Annotated in this window: 10 protein-coding genes; 9 read left to right on the forward strand and 1 reads right to left on the reverse strand. The window is 66.1% G+C overall.

Annotated features, from left to right (window positions below; genetic code table 11):
* The first annotated feature begins 96 nt into the window (after nucleotides 1–96).
* The 9 genes from AC4AMJ_RS02660 to AC4AMJ_RS02700 all read left to right on the forward strand — a co-directional run bounded on the left by AC4AMJ_RS02660 (nucleotide 97) and on the right by AC4AMJ_RS02700 (nucleotide 19,748).
* The gene (locus tag AC4AMJ_RS02660; protein WP_489917140.1) at nucleotides 97–14,472 is read left to right on the forward strand and encodes an amino acid adenylation domain-containing protein; all 14,376 of its coding nucleotides are present in this window, start codon (nucleotides 97–99) and stop codon (nucleotides 14,470–14,472) included.
* Nucleotides 14,469–15,032 carry an arsenate reductase/protein-tyrosine-phosphatase family protein gene (locus AC4AMJ_RS02665; protein WP_489917142.1) on the forward strand — a complete coding sequence of 188 codons (564 nt, stop codon included), beginning with the start codon at nucleotides 14,469–14,471 and terminating at the stop codon, nucleotides 15,030–15,032. Before AC4AMJ_RS02660 ends, AC4AMJ_RS02665 begins: the two co-directional genes overlap by 4 nt.
* On the forward strand, nucleotides 15,029–16,786 hold the full coding sequence (locus tag AC4AMJ_RS02670; protein ID WP_489917144.1) for a DUF4012 domain-containing protein: 1,758 nt from the start codon (nucleotides 15,029–15,031) through the stop codon (nucleotides 16,784–16,786). Before AC4AMJ_RS02665 ends, AC4AMJ_RS02670 begins: the two co-directional genes overlap by 4 nt.
* Nucleotides 16,783–17,424: an alpha/beta hydrolase-fold protein gene (locus AC4AMJ_RS02675; RefSeq protein WP_489917146.1), complete on the forward strand. Its 642-nt coding sequence runs from the start codon at nucleotides 16,783–16,785 to the stop codon at nucleotides 17,422–17,424. Before AC4AMJ_RS02670 ends, AC4AMJ_RS02675 begins: the two co-directional genes overlap by 4 nt.
* Complete coding sequence (locus tag AC4AMJ_RS02680) at nucleotides 17,418–18,344, forward strand: hypothetical protein (RefSeq protein WP_489917148.1); 927 nt, start codon at nucleotides 17,418–17,420, stop codon at nucleotides 18,342–18,344. Before AC4AMJ_RS02675 ends, AC4AMJ_RS02680 begins: the two co-directional genes overlap by 7 nt.
* Before the next feature lie 75 nt (nucleotides 18,345–18,419).
* Nucleotides 18,420–18,857 carry a hypothetical protein gene (locus tag AC4AMJ_RS02685; protein ID WP_489917150.1) on the forward strand — a complete coding sequence of 146 codons (438 nt, stop codon included), beginning with the start codon at nucleotides 18,420–18,422 and terminating at the stop codon, nucleotides 18,855–18,857.
* Nucleotides 18,854–18,994 carry a hypothetical protein gene (locus AC4AMJ_RS02690; protein ID WP_489917152.1) on the forward strand — a complete coding sequence of 47 codons (141 nt, stop codon included), beginning with the start codon at nucleotides 18,854–18,856 and terminating at the stop codon, nucleotides 18,992–18,994. Before AC4AMJ_RS02685 ends, AC4AMJ_RS02690 begins: the two co-directional genes overlap by 4 nt.
* A gap of 61 nt (nucleotides 18,995–19,055) precedes the next feature.
* Nucleotides 19,056–19,349, forward strand: coding sequence for a hypothetical protein (locus AC4AMJ_RS02695; protein ID WP_489917154.1), 294 nt, complete (start codon nucleotides 19,056–19,058; stop codon nucleotides 19,347–19,349).
* A 198-nt stretch (nucleotides 19,350–19,547) separates the two neighbouring features.
* The gene (locus tag AC4AMJ_RS02700; protein ID WP_489897110.1) at nucleotides 19,548–19,748 is read left to right on the forward strand and encodes a hypothetical protein; all 201 of its coding nucleotides are present in this window, start codon (nucleotides 19,548–19,550) and stop codon (nucleotides 19,746–19,748) included.
* Nucleotides 19,749–20,418: 670 nt separating this feature from the next.
* Here the strand turns inward: AC4AMJ_RS02700 and AC4AMJ_RS02705 are convergent.
* On the reverse strand, nucleotides 20,419–22,071 hold the full coding sequence (locus tag AC4AMJ_RS02705; RefSeq protein ID WP_489917156.1) for a DUF6777 domain-containing protein: 1,653 nt from the start codon (nucleotides 22,069–22,071) through the stop codon (nucleotides 20,419–20,421).
* Nucleotides 22,072–22,240: the final 169 nt, after the last annotated feature.

The raw sequence follows: 22,240 nt of genomic DNA on the forward strand, positions 1-22,240 counted from the left end.
TTTTTGACGGATCCGCGTCGTTCGGAAACGTGTTTTTCTTATGGTTCGGATTGCATCCTTCCGGCCTGAGGTGACGAGGTCCGAAAAGGGGATTCCGTGACGGAGACGAAGGCGTTGGTCCGCTTCCGGCTTAGTGCAGCTCAACACTCTCTCTGGACCATCCAGCGCGCTATACCAGACGTGCCGATCACTACGGCGCAGTATGTCGAGATTGATGGACCGATCGACGTGGACGAATTCGTTTATCATACGAGCGAAGCGGTCCGATTGGCGAAGTTTACGCAGGTCAGGTTTGAGGATACAGACGACGGACTGGTCGGGATCTACGATCCCGCATTGCATTATTGGCCAGATGTCATTGACCTTCGCGGCGAGGTGGATCCGCGCAGCAAGGCAGAAGAGTTGATGCGCGAGGACTATTCGCGTGCACTCGACCCTCGCGTCGATCGTACGGCGCGCGGATGTCTGTTTCGACTCGCGGACGACAATTTTCTTCTGTACAACCGTGGGCACCACTTGCTTTCGGATGGGGTGGGCGGGAAGGGACGCATGGTCGAGGCGCTGGCGGCCTACACCGCCAGCGTGAAAGGTTTCCCGCTGCCAGAGCAAAAGCCGGTTGACTTCGATTTGCCGGCACGTGCGGACGCAAAGTATCGGGCGTCTACCCGGTTCGTCGCCGACCGCGAGTACTGGCGAAACACCATGGCGGGCGTCGGCATCGGCAAGACGCTGGCCCACCGTGAGGGCAAACCGGCGGCAATCGGCCGGAGAGTTGCCGCACCGATCCCCGACGCAACGATGGAACTGTTGAGTCGCGCCGCCGAACACCATTCGATGATTCTGCCATCGCTTCTTACAGCCGCGCTTGGCGCGTACCTAAGTCGCGTATCCGACGGAGATGAGGTGATTTTCCAGTTCCCGGTCGCGGCACGTACGACCGCGGAACTCCGTTCGACTCCATTGCCTGTTGCTAACACCGTTCCGCTGCGCACACATGTCACACCTGAGGTGACAGTGGCGTCCGCGCTGGAGACCACCCATTCGGCGATCATGGGTGCGCTTCGACACCAGCGATACCGCGGCGAGGACATCTGGGCCGATGTTGCTGCAGACGAGTTGAGCGGCCGAACACCACGCACTGGAGCACAAGAACGCTCAGGGCCGATGTTAAACCTCATGTTGTTCGACCGCGAGATGCTCTGCGGGGACGCCACAGCTACATTCCACGTCTTAACTGTTGGGCTGGCCGATGACCTCGCGATTAACATCTATCCGCTGCCGGCGAATACAGGTTCTGATTCTTTAATGGTCGGATTCGAGGCGAATCCGAATCGGTATGACGAGGCTGAGGTGGTGGAGCACCATCGTCAGTTTCTCGGGATGCTGGAGACCTTTTCGGGCGCGTTGCTGGCAGAGTCGGAGCGGTTGGTTGGAGATCTCAGGTTCGCTCCTTCTGAAGTTGGCGGCGGCGATCTCGAGGGCCTCGATGCTTCTCGTGCTAGCGGTACGTATTCGGTCGACTGGACGAGCCATACGAACGGAGTCGGGGTCGTACTCGATCAGAGGAAGCATCGGCTACCGCCCGCGGTTACAGGCGAGGTCTACCTCGAAGGGGTACCTACGGGGGATCAGGGGCACATCGATCCCGCGACGGGCGCGATCGTTGTGGACCATCGCCTCGTTGACCAGGCTACCGTCGATGGGATTCGCGTCGATCTTGGCGAACTCGAGCGGGCAGCGGCGCAGGTCGATGGAGTCGCCGCTGTCTCGGCGGTCGTTACTCCGACGGGGCTTGGAATCGGCGTCGTCCTTGACGGCGATGAGGATCCAATGCGGGTGCGAGGGGCAGTTCGACGCCGGGTAAACGCCCTTGTCCCGCAGCTTATCTGGCTAGATAAAGTCGTTGTTCTCGAAGACCTTCCGAAGACCGAGAAAGGCAGCGTCGACCGGGCGGCGATCTCGTCAGCATTGACCGCCGGCTCGCAACCAACGCCCCGGAACATCGACCCGCAGACACCGATTGAGCATGCGGTCGCCGCCGCCGTAGCGCAAACCATGGGTGTGTACCGGTGTTCGATGGACGACGAGTTAGTCCAACTCGGTGCTAACTCGATGGCGTTCATGCAGCTAGCCGCGCATCTCGGCGCGACGCTCAAGGTCATTGTCGGAGTGCGAGAACTTAGCGATGTCATCACGTTGCGGGACCTCGCTGCGGTTATTGAGAAGGCGCAGCCAAAGGACGACGGTACCGGCGGATCTTTGAGCTACCGGCCCAACCATGTTCAACAGGAGATCTGGTTGCTCAATCGCGCTGCGCAGGACGCTTCGAAGCGCTCACAAGCTCGTTCTTCAGGTGTCGGGACAGGTGAAGAAGCACGCTCCTTCACTGGCGGTGGAGATGCCGTGATTCACCACCCGCGTTACCGGACGGGTGGGGCGTATGGTGAAGTTCGCAATTCGACGGTGGTGCATGACGACATTGTCTACCACCTGCCCCTGCATTTCTCGCTGGCTGAAGGCATTACCGCAGACACGGTGCGGGCGGCGCTCATCGATGTTATTGCGCGCCATGAATCCTTGCGAACTGTGTACCCCGATGCGGGTGGCGAACCGGTGGCGGTCGTGCGGAGCATCGCCGACGCGACCGCTGCCGTACCCATCACCCACGCCACCATTGACGCGGCGGGCATCGAACGAGCTGTGTCCACCCCTTTCGACCTCACCGTGGCCTTACCATGGCGCGCAGTAGTCGATTCCGGCGATACTGTCGACGTCCTTATGGTTGCGCACCATATTGCCATTGACGAGTGGTCGCTACCCATTGTGCTCGAGGATTTCTCGCGTGCGGTGAAGGCGCGAAGGGCGGGGCATGCACCGAGGTGGGAGGCCGACGCGATCGGGTCCAGTGCCACCGGCGCGACCCCGGGCGAGTCGGAATCTCCGGCAGCCAAGCTCCATTGGATCCGCAGCTTGCGGGGCGCGCCGATGCAGATCTCGCTGCCGCCGCCAGCGAAGACGGGCACCACCGGACTGACCTGCGGACCGGCCGTCTACTTGCGTCGAGCAGTCGACGTCGGCACTCGCGACGCAGCGGCAGAGCGAGCACGAACCGCTGACACTACTCTCAACTCACTGCTTTGCTTGGCGCTCTCAGTGACGCTGAGCGACTATGCCGACATAGAAGATCTCGTGCTGTCAATGCCTGTGGCTGGGAGGAAGACCAGCGTAGAACTCCATGGAGTCGGGATGTATGTGCGTATGGTCCCGTTGCGCACGAGGGGGATACGTGGACTAACCGTCGCCGATGCGTTGTCGCAAGTCGGCGCGTCCGTGCGCAGTGCAGTGACCCACGCGGCGTCTGCGCCAGCCGGTCTGTCGGAGGTGATCATCTCGTACCACGCCGCGCAGCCTGACCTAGCCGTGTCAGGCATAATCGACCGGGGCGAAACGCTGCCGACCTTCCGGGCGCGGACGTCGCTGGAGTTCGGAATCTTTGACTCGCCCGAAGGGCTCGCCGTGACCCTCACTGTCGCAGAGCACCACGTCGACGTCTCCGCGGCCGAACGCATTCTCGAGCGGTTTGTCTCCACTGTCGCCGCACTCGCGCAGGTGGACGGCCGTGAGCGGGTAGCCACTTGTGCACCAAAAACTTTCTCGCCCGTGCGTTTGCCTCGCGTCGCGCCCGTGATCGATCCCATCGACGCCCTGTTGCGGCATGCGGGTGAGAATCCGCACGCCACCGCGGTGATCGCAGGAGAAGATCGACTCACCTACCGGCAGCTCGCCGCCCGAGCCTGGGACCTCGCGTGCCGGTTGAGGAACCTCGGGGTGAGCCCTGGTCAACGTGTTGCACTAATGATGCAGCGCGGCACGGACTTCGTGATCGCGATGATCGCGGCGTTGATGGCTGACGCGGTCTACGTGCCGGTCGACCCCGACGATCCCCAGGTACGCATCGACCTTCTGATGGACTCGACTCAGCCAGCGACGCTGGTGGGTGCCGGCCTACGGACGGCAGCAGGTCCCGGACTAGGGGTCGCTTTACCGATCCCGGGCGGCGCGTATGTGATCCACACGTCCGGATCGACAGGGGCGCCCAAGGGCGCCGTGGTCACTCGCGGCAACGTCGCGGCGATGCTTGGGGCAGCTTTCGATGCCGTCGGCCCCGGCGTTGACGACGTGTGGAGCTGGGTACACTCGGCTACCTTTGACTTCTCGGTTTGGGAGATCCTTGGAGCGTTGGCGTCCGGCGGCTCAGTCGTTGCAGTCAACCGTGACAGAGTGCGTGATCCGCAGTTGCTGGCAGAGACTCTTAATCGCCACGGTGTCACAATCCTGTCGCAGACGCCGACGGCGTTTGCGGCGCTTACCGATCCGGCGGTTGTCGACAGTGTTTTGCCCAGCGTGCGAACGGTGGTTTTCGGTGGCGAGGCGTTGAGTCCGGCTTCGTTGCGGCCCTTCGTGGCTCGTCGCTTGCGCTCCTCGCACCTCAGGGATCAGGGGGAGGCGTCCAGCGTGGGCGCCTCACACATCCGGGATGGCGAGGTTGCCGCGGAGTCGCACTACTCGGATCCCGTGGCCCGGGGGGCCGGTGGAGACGTTAGTTTCTCGCAGCCTGCGGATCGAGAGGATTCTGGGCAGCAAAGCGCTGCAGATCTTCGACTGATCAACATGTACGGGATCACCGAGACCACCGTGCATTTAACTGCCTGCGACATCGACCTTGACGACGAACGCAGCGTAATCGGTACCCCACTGGACGGTGTCGAATGGGTGATTTTGGACTCGCGACTACGTCCCGTGCCGATGGGTGGCCTCGGTGAGCTGTACGTCGCCGGCGACCAGGTTTCGATGGGATACCTCAATGCGACTGCGCTGACGGCCACGCGATTCGTCGCCGACCCGTATGGGTCGGGCACGCGCATGTATCGGACCGGTGATCGGGTGCGTGAAGTGACACCTGGCCGTCTCGCGTACCTGGGCCGCGACGACGACCAGGTGCAGCTTCGTGGTCACCGCATCGAACTCGGTGAGATCAGCACAGTCCTGCGATCAGTACCCGGTGTCGGAACGGTCAGGGTGTTGGTGGCCCCTGGCCGGGCGGCCGGCGATGAGCGGATCGTCGCTTTCGTCACGGAAGATGGACTGGCCGACTGGGACGACGTCAAGGCACTGAACGAATCTGTCATGCTCGAGGCCTGCGCGGCGCGACTACCCAGCTATGCAGTGCCGTCGCGAGTGCAGGTGGTCGAAGGCTGGCCGATGACTCCGAACGGCAAGCTGGACCGAGACAAACTGCTCGCAGATCTCGATGAGGCAGCTGAGCCATCACGGCCGCTAACCGAGGTGGAAGAGATTGTCGCGGCGGCGATGCGGGCGGTGATCGGCGTTGACGAGACAACCCGGATGGTGCCCGTGACCAACTTCTTCGCGGCCGGTGGTACGTCGCTGTCAGCGGCGCGGCTTGCCGCCGCGCTCGTCGCGGAAGGCCAGAGCGTCGGCGTCGCAGACGTGTTCGACCATCCGACCATTGAAGGTCTGGCCTGTGTCATTGCCGGCGCGAGCGGGGGGAGCACGGGGGAAGCCGTGCCATCGGTCGCCGAACGCCGCGACGAACCGGAGCGCCTCCCGTTGACACCCGAGCAGATGGACCTCTGGCTGCGGTGGCGCACCGAACCCGACTTCACCGGCTACCTGATGAACCTCGCGATCCCGGTACCGGCGGACCCCGAGGAAGCACGGCGGGCGGTGTCGGCGATCGTCGCACGCCACGACGCGTTGCGCACCAGCTTCCCCGTCCACGACGGATCGCCCTACCAGCGACGTTGGAGTGACGCCGAACTCGAAGGGCATCTGGAGCGTGAACTCGCGGCAGACACCGACGCGATGGTGGCGCCCATCGATCTGGCCGAGTCGCTGCCCTGGCGACTGCGGATCGTCGAACGTGAAGGCGAGACATGGCTTCTCGTCGTGGTCCATCACATCGCCCTCGACGGCGAATCGGTGCCGATCCTGCGGGACGAACTGACAGCCGAACTTGCCGGGACACCCGTTGTCGATCATGAGCGGGTCGATTACCGCCAGTACTCGCTGTGGCGCGACGAGATGGTGCAGGCCCGACGAAATGAGCTGGTGGCGCACTGGTCGGCGGCATTCGCCGAACCGGTGCAGCCGCTGCGGCTGCCGGAGATCAACCTGCGGGGCGGGGCCGACAGTGCGAAGGCTGCGCTGTCGGTGCATACCGCGCACGGTGAGCTCGGAGAATCCGTCACCGCTGCGTTGGATGAGCTGGCGGTGGAGCGACACAGTACGGCGTTCATTGCTGTACACACCTCGTTGGCAGCGGTCCTCGCCAGGCAGAGTGATTCATCGACAGTGACCATCGGCACCGCGGTGTCGGGGCGGCTGGATGCGCGGTTGGCGTCGGTTCCCGGGCTGTTTGCTCGGGCGGTGCCGTTGCACACGGCTATCGACCTCGAACTGCCCTTTGGCGAGTTGCTGTCGCGGGTGACCGAGGTTGACCTCGGTGCGTTTGCGAATGCGGATCTGCCGTTGACGGAGATTGCGGAGATCGCGGACCCGGGGCGCGGGTTGGCCGGTAATTCGTTGTTCGAGGTGTCGTTGGGGATGGTGCCGGGGGAGGTGGTTGAGGTTGCTGGGTTTCGTGGTGGTGGTGGTCTCGATACGCAGTCTCGCCTAGCGGCTCGGAGGCTACTCGACCAGCGGGTGGTGGGCGGAGACCAGCGGGGCACAGACGTGCCGCTGTTTGGGATTGATGTGTCGATGTATCAGGTGCAGGGGCGGCTGCACCTGACTATGAGCTGTACCGACGCGGTGGCCGGCGCGGAGCGGCTGGATGCGTTGTGCCAACTCGTGGTGGCGACGCTGGAACGGGCGGTCGGGAACGTTGATCGCCCGACTGCCGAACTGCTGGCCGGGGAGACGTCTGTGGCGGCTTCGGCGCCGGCGGTGGAGACACTCGGCGACCTCGTGACCACGGGGCTGGCCGAGCGCCCGGAGGCGATGGCTGTCGTCGGTGACGGTGCGATGACCAATGCCGAGCTCGACAGGCGGTCGGCGTTTCTGGCTCGGGAACTCACCGGTCACGGCATCGGGCCGGGGGATGTTGTGGTGCAGCATCTTCCGCGATCGGTGTGGAATGTGGTGGCGACTCTGGCGGTGGCGCGGGCGGGAGCCGCGTTCGTCAATGTCGATCCGCGTGATCCGGTGGAGCGGCGACGCACCATCATCGGTCGGGCTCGACCACGCGCAGTACTGACGTTGGCCGACGAGACGGTGCCGTACGTCGATGCGGCGATTCCTGTCATCGCGGTCGATGGGATCGAATCCGGTTCTGCCGCTCCGTTCGACGTGTCCGAACGGGTGCGTCCGCTCCGTGTCGACGACGCCGCGTACGTGACGTTCACCTCCGGCACCACCGGGACACCGAAGGGTGTGGTGGTCACCCACCGTGGCCTCGCCGGCTGGGCCCGGGACACCGTCGCACGCCTGCAGCTCACCGACGCCGACCGTGTGTTACACACGTACGCGCCAGGGTTCGATGCGCAGCTGATGGGACTGGTGGTGCCGCGGATCGTTGGAGCGAGCATCGTCATCTGCCCGCCCGACGTCATCGCCGCCGACGAACTCCGCGACGTGATCACCGACCACAACGTCAGCGTGCTGCTCACCACGCCATCCGTGCTCGCGACCCTACGACCCGACGACCTGCCGAGCGTGCGGCATGTGGCCGTCGGTGGCGAACCGCTGGGCGCCGGCCTGGTCCGTGACTGGACACCCTCGGTCACCATGAGCAACGAATACGGGCCCACCGAGGCCACCGTCGCGGTCAGTAGCGCACGACTCACGCATGGCGCCGATGGGGCGGTCCCGATCGGCACCATGGTCAGTAGCGCACGACTCACGCATGGCGCCGATGGGGCGGTCCCGATCGGCACCACCCTGGCCGGGGTCACCGCCCACGTCCTCGACAGCAAGCTGCGGCCGGTGCCCGTGCACACGGTCGGGGAGCTGTACGTCGCGGGAAGCTGCCTGGCGCGAGGCTATCTCGACGCTCCGGCCCTCACCGCCGCAGCATTCATCGCCGACCCCGCCGGCTCCGGACGGCGCATGTACCGCACCGGCGACCTGGTGCATCGCCGGCCCGACGGCACACTCGTCATCCACGGCCGGACCGATGACCAGGTCAAGATCCGCGGCATCCGCCTCGAACCCGCCGAAATCGACGCGGCCCTGTCGCAACTGCCCGAGGTGGCGACGTCGGTGACCGCGGTGCGCACCAACACCAGTGGCGAGAAGGTGCTGGTGTCGTGGGTGGTCGCCGAACCCGACACCGACCTCCGTCCCGACGCGCTGCGCGCCGAACTGTCGCATGTTTTGCCGCGCAGCATCGTTCCCGCCACGATCATCTCCGTCGACGCACTGCCGATCGGACCGAACGGCAAGGTCGACACGGCGCGGCTCCCGGAACCCGACATGGGTGCTGGCGCGCTGTCCGTCGGTGCGGCACTGTCGGGGGCGACCGAAGAGGTCATCGCCGAGGTATGGGCTGACGTTCTCGAGATCCCGGTCGCTCAGCTGACCGCGGACTCGGACTTCTTTTCGGCCGGCGGCACGTCGCTGTCAGCGACGCGGGTCACCGCACGGCTGTCAGGGGCGTTGGGTGTCGAGGTGCCGGTGCGGGTGCTGTTCGAGGCGCGGTCGGTGCGGGCCGTCGCCGAGCGCGTCGACGAACTGCGCAGCACCGCACCCGGTCCGGTACCCGAGTCGTTGCCGATCCCCGGCCATCTGCCGCTGGCCCATCCGCAGCGTGGCATGTGGATTCACCACCACTACGACCCGACGTCGACCGCGTACCACGTGCCGGTGGTGATCCGCATCGACGGCGACATCGACGTCGCCCAGCTGCGCCAGGCCGTCGATGCCGTCGTCGACACCCATGCCGTGCTGCGCACCGCCTACCCGGACAGCCCGGCCGGGCCGGTGCAGCGGATCGTCGACCGAGACGGCCCGGTCCTGGGCTACGAACGCGTCGACGCCGGAGCGGTCGGACCCGCCATCGACGTGTTCCTCTCCACACCGTTCGATCTCGAACACGAACCCGGGTTCCGGGCCGCCGTCTTCGACGTCAGCGACGAGTCATCAGATGCCGTCGCTGAACGGTACTTTGTGGCCGCGCTGCACCACATCGCGATCGACGGATGGTCGATGCGCATCCTCCTGCACGATCTGCTGCGCGCGTTCGGCGGCGACAGCCTGCCGTCGGATCAGGCGTTGACCTACGCCGACTTCACCCAGTGGGAGATGCGCCGCCTCGGCGGGCCCGACGACCCCGCCAGCCGCTACAGCCGCGAACTCGGCCACTGGCTCACCACACTCGACGGTGCCGGCGAACCGATCCGTATCCCCGGCCGACGTGACACCGCCGGCGCGCCCGGCCGCATCAGCCAACGGGTCGACGGCACCACAGCGCAGGAGCTGCGGCAGACGGCGGAGCGTCTGTCGGCCACGGTGGTCCACGTCGCGCACGCGGCGTTGGCGGCTGTGGTGGGGCAGTGGACCGGGCGCTGGGATGCGGTGGTCGGTGTGCCGGTCCACGGTCGTAGTGCACCCGAATGGGAATCGGTGGTCGGCATGTTCGTCAACACCGTCGCCCTGCGTACCCGGGTCGGCGCCGACGACCCGATGCGGGCCGTCGTCGAACAGGCCCGTGACGTCGCGCTCACCGCCGCCGACCATGCCGAGGTGCCCTACGACGCGGTCGCCCGCGCCGTACGCCCCAACGCCCACGACGGCTTCGACCCGCTCATCTCGGTGCTACTGGTGAACGAGGATGTGCTGCCGACGATCTCCGACGAGATCCTGACTGGCGGTGATGGCGGCGACGCGTGGCGGGCCGCGGTGGTCGATCGCATCGCCACCGTCGACGCCAAGTTCGACATCGAAGTGGTCCTCGCCGAAGACCAGAACGGCATCGCGGTCACGGTGGTGCACTCCGGGTACATCCCCAGAGATGTGGCGGAAGCTCTGCTCGGCGACTTCGTGACCGTGTTTGCGGCTGCTGCTGGGGACGTGGAGGTGTCGTTCCCGAGGCTTGATGCGCCAGCTGAGGCTTCGGGCCGTGCCGCGGTGACGGAAGTGCCGGCGGCGCGGGACGATGAGGCGTTGACCGGGCAGGTGGCCGCGGTGATGGCCGAGGTACTCGGAGTGCCGGAGACGACCGTCGGCGTGGGGGATGACTTCTTCGCCATTGGTGGGACGTCGTTGTCGGCGACGCGGGTGACGTCGACGCTGGGGCGTGAGCTCGGGGTGCGGGTGCCGACGCGGCTGCTGTTCGAGAATCCGAGTGCGCCGGAGTTGGCGGCTGTGGTTGCGGGGCTTCGGGATGAGGGGGTTCGTGGGGGTGGGGCCCTTCGTGACGCGCGCTCGTTCCTCGCGGGCTCCTCAGGGGGCGGTGGGGACGACCGCTCTGGCGCGGGCACTCCGGACGGGGCCCCACTTGCGTCGACGCAGCGGCGGATGTGGACTACCGCGCATCTGCTTGGGGAGGTGCCGATTTATGCGGTGCCTGTGGTGGTGCCGGTACCTGGAGGCCTTGGTGTCGACCAGGTGACTGGCGCAGTACATGCTGTGGTTGAACGGCATTCGGCGTTGCGGACACTGTTCCTGTCGGCGGCGGACGGGCCGCGGCAGCGGGTGTTGGCGGACTGGCGGCCGGAGATCGGACAGATGACCGTCGACGAGGCTGCGCAACGTCTTGACGAGTTTGCCGCGCCGTTCGACCTCGAGGCCGCACCACCGGTGCGCGCGTGGGTGCTGACGTCCGACTCCGATCCGGCGGCGGTGGTGATCGTCGGTCACCACATCGTGCTTGACGGGGAGTCGGCGTCGATCGTTGGTGACGAACTCGGTGCGGTGTTGGCCGGTGGTGAGCTGGATTCGGCGGCTGTGGGATTCGATGTCGTCGCGCGTCGGATGGCGATCGATGAGGAGCAGTCGCGGACCGAGCATCTGGGGTTCTGGGCGGAGGCGCTCGACGGATACAGTGGGCTGCTCGACCTGGTGCCGGATCGGCCTGCGGCGCGTGATCTGCGCACGGCGGTGGCCGAATTCGATCTCGATGAGGACGTAACGCAGCGGGTGGCGGCCGCTGCGCAGCGTGCCAAGGCCAGTGACTTCCACGTTTTGCACGCCGGTGTGGCGATGGCGCTTGCCGTTCAGGCCGGTACCGATGACGTCGCCGTGGCCACGCCGGTGTCGATGCGACGGGATGCCGACAGCGCTCGGACGGTTGGCATGTTGGTCTCGACGGTCGTGTTGCGGACACGGATCGGTGGTGGCCGCAGCGTCGGCGAGCTGATCGAGTCGGTGCGAGACGCGGACCTGGCGGCCATCGATCATGCCTCGGTGGCATTCGACGATGTGGTGGCGCTGGTCGATCCGCCGCGCGAGACGGGCGTGCATCCGTTGGTGCAGGTGGCGTTCTCCGTCGGGGGTGGTCTGGTGGCGCCGCAGGATGGCGGCGTGCTCGAGGCTCGGAGCGAGTTCGATCTGCATGTCGAGGCCTTGCTGGTTGACGGGTTGTGGCGGCTGCGGTTGACGTATGCGCGGGATCTGTTCGACGAGGACGGGATTGGGGTGCTGGGTCGGCGAATGGTCGATGGTGTGTCGGGGGTGGTTTCGGACGCCGGACGCTTGGTTGCCGGGGTTGATTTGTTGACGGTTGAGGAGCGGGGGTTTGTCGCCGGGAATGCTGTGGTTGGTGAGGTCGGGGTGGACCAGTGGTCTCGATACGCGGTCTCGCCTAGCGGCTCGACCGCTACTCGACCAGCGAATGGGGGCGGCTCGACCGCTACTCGACCAGCGAATGGGCGGCCGACTCCCGATGGTCGAGTAGCTTCCGAGCCGCTAGGCGAGGGAGCGTATCGAGACCACCGGTCGACGCGTGGGCGGATTCGGCGTGCGTGGTCTCGATACGCCTCCTCACTACGTTCGTCGGCTACTCGACCAGCGGAAGGGGGGTCGGCTACTCGACCAGCGGAGGGGGAGTCGGCTACTCGACCAGCGGAGGGGGTGTCGGCTACTCGACCGGCGGAGGGGGTGTCGGCTACTCGACCAGCGGAAGGCGCCGAGATTGCCGGGCCGCCGTTGTTGGGGGATTTGCTGGCCGCCGCGGTGGCACGGTATCCGGAGCGGGTGGCGCTGGATGACGGGCGGCGGCAGCTGACGTATCGGCAGTTCGACGACTGGGTCTCTGTGACGGCTCGGGCGTTGCGGCAGCGGGGGATCGTGGCCGGGAACGTGGTTGCGGTCGCGGTGCCGCGGTCCATCGAATCGGTGATCGGGCTGTGGGCGGTTAGCCGGATCGGGGCGGTGTGCGTGCCGGTCGACGTCACCTATCCGCGGGCGCGGCTGGATCAGGTGATCGCAGTGACCGGCGCTACGGTCATCGATGCCAATGACATTCCCGGTCAGCCGACGGAAGATGTTGCGCCGGAGCCGGTCACGCGCGTATCTCCGGATGCGTTGGCGTACGTGATCACCACGTCGGGCACCACCGGCGTACCGAACGTGGTGGGTGTGTCGCACCGCGGTGTGTATCGGGTGGCGTCACTGGGTGACGTGGTCGACGACGACCGGGTGGCCATGGCCATCAGCCCGGGCTTCGACGCGACCTTCCACGACATGCTGCTGCCGCTGGCGACCGGCGCCACCCTCGTGGTGGTTCCCGCCGACATCGCCGGTGGCCGCGACCTCACCGACTTCCTGCGCGAGCAGCGGGTGACCGTGTTCACCGCCACCCCGTCGGTGATGCGCACCCTGGCCGCACCCGAAATCGCCTCGCTACGAATGGTGTACATCGGTGGGGAGGCGCTGACCGCTGACCTCGCCGACACCTGGGCGCGCCACGCGCAGGTCAGGAACATCTACGGACCCACCGAGACCACGGTGACCGTGTCGACCAGCGTCTACCAGCCTCATGGACCGGTGCGGATCGGGCGACCACGCCCCGGCATCGGCGTGCAGGTCCTGGACCGGTATCTGCGTCCCGTGCCGCCGGGCGTGGTCGGCGAACTGTATGTCACCGGGACCGGAGTGGCGCGCGGCTATCTCGGCGATCCGGTTCTCACGGCGGCGAGCTTCGTCGCAGGTCCCGACGGGCAACGGTGGTACCGAACCGGCGACCTGGTGCGCTGGGACGTCGCGACCGCCGAACTCGTCTACCTCGGGCGCGCCGACCGGCAGATGAAGATTCGTGGCCAACGCGTCGAACCGGCCGAGATCGACGCCGTCCTGGTGGGCGCGGGTGCACAGCGCGCCGCGACCATCCTGCGCGACGGACCCGTCGGGCCGGCGCTGGTCTCCTACGTCGTGGCGGCCGAGATATCGACCGACACCCTCGCCACCGCGTGCCGTGCCGTGCTGCCCCGACACATGGTGCCCAGCCGGATCATCCAAGTACCCGAGCTGCCGCTGACCGGCGCCGGGAAACTCGACGAGAAGCGGCTACCCGAACCCGAATGGTCGTCCTCCCGGCGGACACCCACCACGGCGACCGAGCAGGCGGTGGTCGACGCGTTCGCCGAGGTGCTCGGCGTCGACGTCGGCATGGAAGACGACTTCTTCGCCGCCGGCGGCAACTCCCTGGCGCTACTCACCCTGCGTGATGCGCTGCAGCGTCGGACCGAGCAGACGGTGTCCGGGCCGGAATTGTTCGCCCATCCGACGCCGGCGGAGATCGCGGCGCTGATCGAGGCGCCGGACCGTGTTGCCGACGATCGGGTGGTGCGTCTGTCGTCGCGTGGCAGTGACCAGGGCTCACCCGTGTGGTGCGTGCACACCGCGGCCGGCATCGTCGAACAGTTCCGGCCACTCGCCGACACCCTCACGATATCGGTGCTGGGACTGCAACTCCCGGAACTCATCGACGCCACGCGCGAGATGCCGGTGTCGTTGCCGGAGTTGGCGGCACTGCATGTGGCCGCGCTGCGGGCCGAACAACAGAGTGGGCCGTACCGGCTGGTCGGGTGGTCGCTCGGTGGGGTGATCGCGCATGAGATCGCACGCCAGCTCGTCGACGCCGGTGACGAGGTCACGCAGCTGGTGCTGCTCGATCCGCGCACCCCAGCCGAGCTGGCCGAGGTTTCGGACGACGAGCTGCGGGCCGTCCATCCTCTGCGGGAGGCGGCGCAGCGTCGTGACCCGGAGGCGGTGCAGCGCTTCGACGAACGGACCGCGATCATGGCGCAGGCCGCCCGCACCTACGATCTGCAGCCGGTATCGGCGGGGACGGTTCTCTACGTCGCCGCCGCCGACAACGACGATCCGGACGCGTGGGGTCGGGCGGTCGGCGGGAACGTCGAGGTGATGCGCGTCGACGCCGTTCACGCCGACCTGGGCGAACCTGCGATCCTGCACGCAATCGCGCGAGTACTCGAGGAGGAGTCATGAGCGCACCGGTCGACGCTGTGTCGTCGGTCCTGTTCATCTGCACCGGCAACATCTGCCGCTCACCCATCGGTGAACGGGTGCTGCAGGGTATGACGGATCGGTCGGGGGTGACCGTGGCGTCGACGAGTGCGGGTGTGGGCGCGATGAACGGGCACGGCATGCATCCGCTGTCGATCGAGGTGCTCGTCGAACACGGTTACGACGCGGCCGGATTCGAATCCCGCTACCTGCGGCCGCCGATGCTCAAGGACGCCGACCTGGTGCTCTGCATGACCCGCGACCACCGAGCCGCCGCCCAGCAGATGCTGCCGGTGCGGTGGAAGCGGATGTTCACCGTCACCGAATTCGCTGAGCTGGCCACCGGCGGAACACTCGACGAGATCATCGCGACCCGCTCACGCATCGACACCAACTCGCCGCACCTGGACATCCTCGACCCGATGGGTCAGCCGAAAGAGGAGTTCGAGCGGGTGTTCGCCGAGATCGAGCCGAAGGTCGCGGCCATCGCGGACTGGCTCGTCGGCGCGTCGGTGGCCGACAACACGGGGGAGAAACCATGATCCGTCGAGCGCTGAGCAATCGCGCCGTCCAGATCGGTGCGGTACTGGTCGTGATCATCGCGGCATTGCTGGCATGGCTGGCGTTCTCGGCGTGGAAGGTCAAGGGCGACCTGGAATCGGCGCGGAGCGAGGCGTCGCGCGCCCGGACCCTGGCCCTCGACGGGAACCAGGAGGCCGCCGCGATGGCGGCGAACGCGGCCGCCGACAACGCGCACAGTGCCGACGACTGGTCGCATGGCATCGTGTGGTCGGCGGCATCGTCGATTCCGTGGCTGGGCTCACCGCTGGAATCGGTGCAGCAGATGAGTTCTGCGGTGTCCGATCTGGCGACCGACGTGCTGGTGCCCACCGCACAGCTGGCTTCGGCGCTCAACCCGTCCGAGCTGCGCTCCGGCGACTCGATCAACACGATGCCACTGCGGAGGGCGCAGACGCAGTTGGCCGAGGTCGCGGCGAAGTCGTCGGAGATCAGCGACCGGGTTGATCACATCGATCCGAGCTGGCTGGGCACCGTCGCCGACGCGCAGGCCCAACTGTCCGACCAGGTCGACGAGGCCGCCGCCACCTTGAACGGCACCAACGTTGCGGCGCAACTGGTCCCGTCGATGCTCGGCGGCACCGGGCCACGCAACTACTTCCTGGCGTTCCAGACACCGTCGGAATCCCGCGGAACCGGCGGTCTCGTCGGCGGATTCGCCATCCTCAACGCCCGCACCGGCCACGTCACCGTGCCCACCCTGGGCGCCAACTCCACCTTCCAGGACCCGGCCCGTCCACAGGTGGATCTCGGCCCCGACTATGACGCGATCTACTCGCCGTACCGCCCCTACACCGACTTCCGGAACGGCAACCTCAGCGCGCATTTCCCGGATGCCGCGCAGATCTGGATCGCCAACTGGAAGAAGCAGACCGGGCAACGGCTCGACGGTGCGATGGCACTCGATCCGATCGCGTTGAGCTACGTACTCAAGGTGACCGGGCCGGTGACGCTGCCCAACGGGGACAAGATCACCGCCGACAACGTCGTCCCCATCACCCTGTCCACGTCGTATGTGCGGTTCCGCGGCGACAACGATGCCCGCAAGGCGTACCTTCAATCCATCGCCAAGGCCGTCGTCGACCAGCTCAGCACATCAAAGGGCGATACCGGCGCCATCCTCGAAGCACTCGGTCACGGTGTGCAGGAGCGCCGCATCATGATCTACAGCACGCACCCGGCGGAGGAACGCGTCTTGCAGACAACCAATCTCGGACACCAGATCTCCGACACCACAGCGCCCTATCTGCAGGTGGCGATCGGCAACGCCGGCGGCAACAAACTCGACTACTACCTGCGCCGCGACATCAGCTACCAGGCCGGCAGCTGCAGCGGCGACACCCGGGAGAGCACGGTCACCGTGAAACTCACCAACACGCTCGACGATCTGTCGTTGCCGGACTACGTCATCGCGCCGAACGGCACGCGGCTGGACATGCCACGCGGAACCAACCTGTCGAACGTGGAGATGCTCACCACCCAAGGGGCGGTCATCAAGGAGATCTCGGTGGACGGCAAGAGCCCCATGTACGTGGAAGAGACGCTGCACGGCAGGCCGTATGTGTCGACGATGGTGCGTATCCCGCCCGGAAAGTCGGTGACCGTGAAACTGACGATGGATGAACCGACAGTGGCCGGGAAACCCGACGTGCCGATCCAGCCGCTGGTGGACGATCCGACGGTGAACGTCGACGTTCCCGTCTGCGGGGCGTCGTGAATCCCGCGCTGCGGCGACGGCATACGCTGGCGGCCACGGCCGCGGTGGTGAGTGCGGCACTGCTGTTCGGTGCGGGGACCGCTGCGGCAGTCGATCCGACGACGATGCGCAGCGGATGCTCGTATTCGAACGCCGCCGAGAAGGCGCAGAACATCCAGACCTGCACGGTGTGGTCGGAATCCATGCAGTCCAACGTCACCGTCAAGGTGCGGCCGTCGAGTCAACAAGCGGGACAGCAAGAGCAAGCCGTCTACTTCCTCGGCGGCGTCGGCGGAGACGGCGAGGCCGGCAGCCTCATGTCGCAGTACAGCACCCAGTACACCCTGGTGGAGGTACAGGGCAGTTCGAAGGCGTGGTCGTCCAACTGGGAGGACCTGCCCGTCGATGCCGATGGCAACACGCTGACCAATGCCAGTGGCGGGGAGTACGACCCGCAGTGGGAAACCTTCATCGGCGAAGAATTGCCCGCCTATCTGAACAACAACTTCTCCGTCGACGAAACCGGCAACGCCATCGTCGGACTGTCGATGAGCGGCGGACAGGCGGTGAACATCGCGTTGAAGTATCCCGAGGTGTTCAAGGTCGCGCACTCGATCTCCGGTACTACCAGACCGACAGCGTCCTCGGCTATGTGCTGATCCCGTACATCCTCAGTACCCGCGAAGGAATCGCCAACGGCCTGGACGGCATGTGGGGCAACCCCTTTTCGCCCGGAAACCAGTGGGCCGCCAACGACGTCACCCGCCACATCATCGAATCCAAGAACAACGACCAGACCATCATCATCTCCGCCGGCACCGGCATCCTCACCGGACAGGCCGAACTCGACGAACTCATGGGTCTCGGCGGCATCGGCGAAGTGATCTTCGGCAGTGGGCTGGAGACCCTGTCGTTCGCATCGACCGTGATCCTCAACGGCGTCGCCCTGGTGTTCGGCCTACCGGTCGAGTTCAACTACACCAACGGCGCCCACACCTGGACACACTGGAACGCGAACGCCGCCACCGAGGCCGGGATGGTGCAGGACGCGTTGAAGAAGTATGAGGTGCCGACGGATACGGTGGTTGGGGCCTCGGCCTCGTCTGATGCTGGAGACGTGGTCGATACGCCTGCGGTGCAGAAGGTTTCGACGTCGAAGGTGTCGACTGTCGCGCCGAGCGAGGCCAGTGCGGCGCCGAGCGCACCGACGGTTGCGCAGGCTGAGCCTACGGTTGCGAAGACCGAACCCGCTGATTCGCCTACCGAGCCCACCTCCGCGCCTAACGAGGCCAGTGCGTCGGGGCCTGAGCCCATTTCTGCGCCTATCGAGCCCAGTTCATCGCCTGCTGATTCGGCATCGCCGCCGCCCGAGCCTGCCGACACGATCTCCTCAGGCGCACCGGCATCAGACCCCACCTTGACGGATTCGTCCGACGGCGGGTCGACGGATGAGGCGTCGAGTGACTCCGCGTCCGAGTCCGATGCTCGGCTGGATCAGGAAGGTTCCGCCACAGACGTTTCTGACAATTTGAGTGGTGCAGCAGGCAGCGTCGAAGGCGAAGGTGCCGCGGCGTCGTGACGTGTGGGGGCGCGAGTCTGGAACCAGTCGGGCACTCGGTGCGTCAGACGTAGTGCTGAGCGCGCGGGGGTCAACGTGACGTCGGCGCTCGACGATCCCGACACCCTGGCCGACCGCATGATCGCGGCGCTCCCGCTCGGCGACCCTTACGACGCGCTGATCGGCCCGTTCTATGACATGCAGGGTGTTATTGCGTTCCTGGGCATCACCAAGTCGGCCGTCGTGAAACGGTTGCGCAGCTGCCGGTTGATCGGTTGCCAGCTAGCCGACGCCAGTCGCACCTGGGTGTTTCCCACCTGGCAGTTCGCAGGCGACGCCACCTTGATCGACGGGATGTCGGAGGTGTGGGCGGTACTGGCCGTCGACGCAGACCCCTGGACGGCCGCAGCATGGATGTGCAGTCCGAACTCGGGTCTTGACGGGGGCACGCCGGTGACGTGGCTGACCAATGGCCGAAGCATCGACGAGGTGCTCGCGGCGGCCCGACGCGTGACCGCCCGGTGGGGTGCATGAAACGGCAACGCCCGTATCAGAAACCGCCGGCACCACCGCTCGACCGACTTCCGGTCACCGAGCTCACCACCGACATCGACCTCTACCTGCCATCGCAACAGCCGTGGACCGTGGTGGTTCAGCGGCACCGGAGATAGGCGTTTCGACCTCGCCCCGCCACGCGGCACCTGTTACCTGAGGCTGAGCGAGGTAGCCGCGGTGCGAGAAGCGATCGGCCCTGAGCTCATCGAGTTCGGTTACATCACGGCCGAATTCGCTGGTGGCAGACAGGTGTCGCGGCTGCGGCTGCCCCGGGACCATCCCGTCGCCAATAACACCGCGCCGTCGGCTGCGGAATTCGGGGTCCCCCGAGAGCTGTGCACGATGACGCCGTACGACGTGCCGCAACAGTGGGCGACGGCGTTGGCCGGTGTCGCCGATGGCATCCGCTACGAGACCCGCTTCAGTCCCGATCCCGAGGCGATCGCGGTCGCGATCTTCGGAGATGGGTGACGCCGGGTGGCCCGGGGCGCGACATCGGGAGTCGGTCAGCCTGACGGTCGCGGCCCGACGATGCGGTATCGAAGTGCGGCGGCCGCCGTCGGCGGTGACCATCGTGAAGCCGCTGGCTTGAGCGGTTCTGGCCGGTTGACACAAAGCTCAGTGTGGTGTTATAGTCCGCGCGATTCCAACGCACTGGACGGACGGCCGATGAGTGACCTGCTGGAGTACGAAATTGTCCAGGAGGCGATCAGCACGCTGATGGCGCGAGTCGCGGCTGAAGTGCAGACTGAGTCCACCCGTGTCGACCTGGTACGCCTTCAAGAGGTGCGTACCCAACTCGATCCGTCGATGCCGCAGACAACTCGAATCGCTCGGCGGCTACTGGAAACCCAGTTTGGGAAAGTCTGAGCGGGCCGCGAGTCCAGGGCCCGCGCCGGTCGCCTCGACCAAAAGCCGGTTGTATCGCCGATGACTATCGACGCGGACGCGGTCTTCGACGATTCAGTCGTTCCGCTGATTCTCCGTGATCCATCGCCCGCCTCGGGCACCCCGGAGATTCATTTCTACGGGGGCCGGGAGCGGGAAATCAGGAATCCTCAGGACTGTTCGCATATGACAGGCTCCTGACTGTCGATGACCAGCAGGCTGCCGACGTTACTGAAGAGGCTACGGGCCAGTTCGTTGAATTGGCGATTGCTTGTCGATCGAGCACCATGTTCACGCGAAGATTGAGGGTTCGGAACTCGGAACAATTACTATCGACCCTGCCTGCACCTGATCGCTGTGCATCAGTATCGGAGCAGGTTTCGAATTCTTGCTCGATACTGCGGCGCTTGGCGATAACCGGATACGGTCGTTACACGACCAGAGCTGCTCATGATCGCGCCTATTCGGTACAAGAGGACGTAGTCGGAAGGTTCTTCGACTATCAAATGCTTTACGAAATCTCTCTCAACAACGGCAACCAGGAGTTCGTCACGTCATGTCCAATGGTGAGCGATAGGAAACATGATTTCTTAGCCCATCTCAGAGAAGACTGCTGGGACCCCCGGGAAGTGTCAAGCGCCAGCCTTGACACTTACGGAGTAGCAGCCTCCGTCGTCGTGGTAGTCGTCGTCTCCTCAGTCGTGGTCTCGGTGGTCGGCTCCTCCGTCGTTGTCTCAACCTCCGGAGTCGTGGTTTCGACGGTCGGTTCCTCGGTGACCGGCGGTGCCGGTGCCTCGGTGGTTTCGGTGGTTTCCGTGGTTGTCGGTGTGCTGGTCTCCGGAAGGGCCCGCCACGAGGCGGACGCGACGGTGGTCGGGGTGCCGGGGCCGGCAGGGCTGAGCGGTGTCAGCGAAACGGTCCAGACTCCGGTGCTGTCGGTGGCCGAGGCGACCTGGGAGCTCAGCAGCGCCGACGCCGATACCTCGCGGGCGACGGAGTCGCTGCAGGTCAAGGCGAGTCGAGGTGCGGTCGAGGGTTCGGCCGGCACCGTGCAGGTCACCGAGCGGCCGTCCTTGTCGAACGACAGGCTGCCGATCTGTTCGCCGGCTCCGGTGAAGGTGGTCGGTGTCGGGCGTGGCGCCTCGGTGGAGGTCGCCTCCGATGCCGCGGTGGGTGGTGCGGCCGCCGCAGCCCGGGACTCGCCGGCTGCCGTCGACTCTCCGGAGGTGTCAGCTGCGGAAGCATCGGACGAGCCGCTGACCTCCGGATTGTCGCCGTTCTCCTCTGCGCGCGCCTGGACGTCGTCGGCGGCCTGGGTGCTGCCGGCTGCGGCGAGACCGTTCTGGGCAGCTTGTTCGTCGGAGCCGGCGGTGAACGGCACGTTCAACGTTGCGGGTGTCGGGAGTGCCCCGCTCTGCGGTGGCAGGCCGGCGAGGTTGAGCACGTTGCCGACGGTGCGGGTGAACATCTGCGCGGTGTCGACGTTGATCAACGACAGCGCAGCCGTCGCCCGTGCCGCGGTCGGATCCGCGGCGGGCGCAACGACTGTGGTGTTGTTGACGACGGTGACATTCTCGGTGTTGTAGGCGACGCGCACCACCTGCCGGGTCTGGTATCCGGGCCAGGTGGTGCCGACGATCCGATAGCCTCCGACCGGCGTCGCCGCGGGCGGGGCCAGCGGGTTGCCGCAGCTGCACACCGCACGGGGTACACCTGCGCCGTCGACGAGGATGGGTGTGCCCGCCTGCAGCACCGACTGGAACGCGTACGCGGTCTCGCTGTGATAGGTGTGGTTGGTCACCCAGGTGTCGGCGGTGAGCACCACCGGCGTGAGGGTGTTGAGGTAGTAGGGGATGTCGCTCGGATTGATCCCGAAGACACTGGCCCACGCGCGGGCCGACGTCGGATCATTGGCCAGGGAATTACCCAGTGCGGCAACGTCACAGCTTGCGGAATTGCCTGCGCCGTACAGGCCTGCCTGGGTCCCGTTCACGGTGCGGACCCCACGGTTTTGCGCGCCGCGCTCGGCGGCCATCCGAATCCCATCGGGCAGCTGACGATTCGTGAGCGCAACCGACGGGGTGAACGGGTCCTCGGGGGTATCGCCCACGCCGAACAGACGCAACGCGGGCGTCAGCGGGTTGCCGTCCTCGGACTTGACGGTCAGGACGATCAGTGTGCTCAGCACCAGGACCAGCACCGCGGCGATCGCGCCGAGGATCAGAGTCAGGTTGCGGCGCTTGTGCGTCGCCGCGGCGGGCGAGGGCATCGGGGGATAGGGATTGGGGTTTCCGGGGTAGGTCATCGCTCGGCTTTCTCTGGCGCACAGTCGTCTCAGAAGGTGCCGAGGCCGAGCGTGATCCCCCGAAACTCTTGTCTCACGCCCGATAACCGTCGCCACGGCGGTGTGCGCTGATCGAAACACCGGATTTGGGATCGCACAACCGGTATGGGGTCGGTGTGGTCAGATTCGT

The organism is Gordonia sp. LMA484 (genome assembly GCF_058129505.1).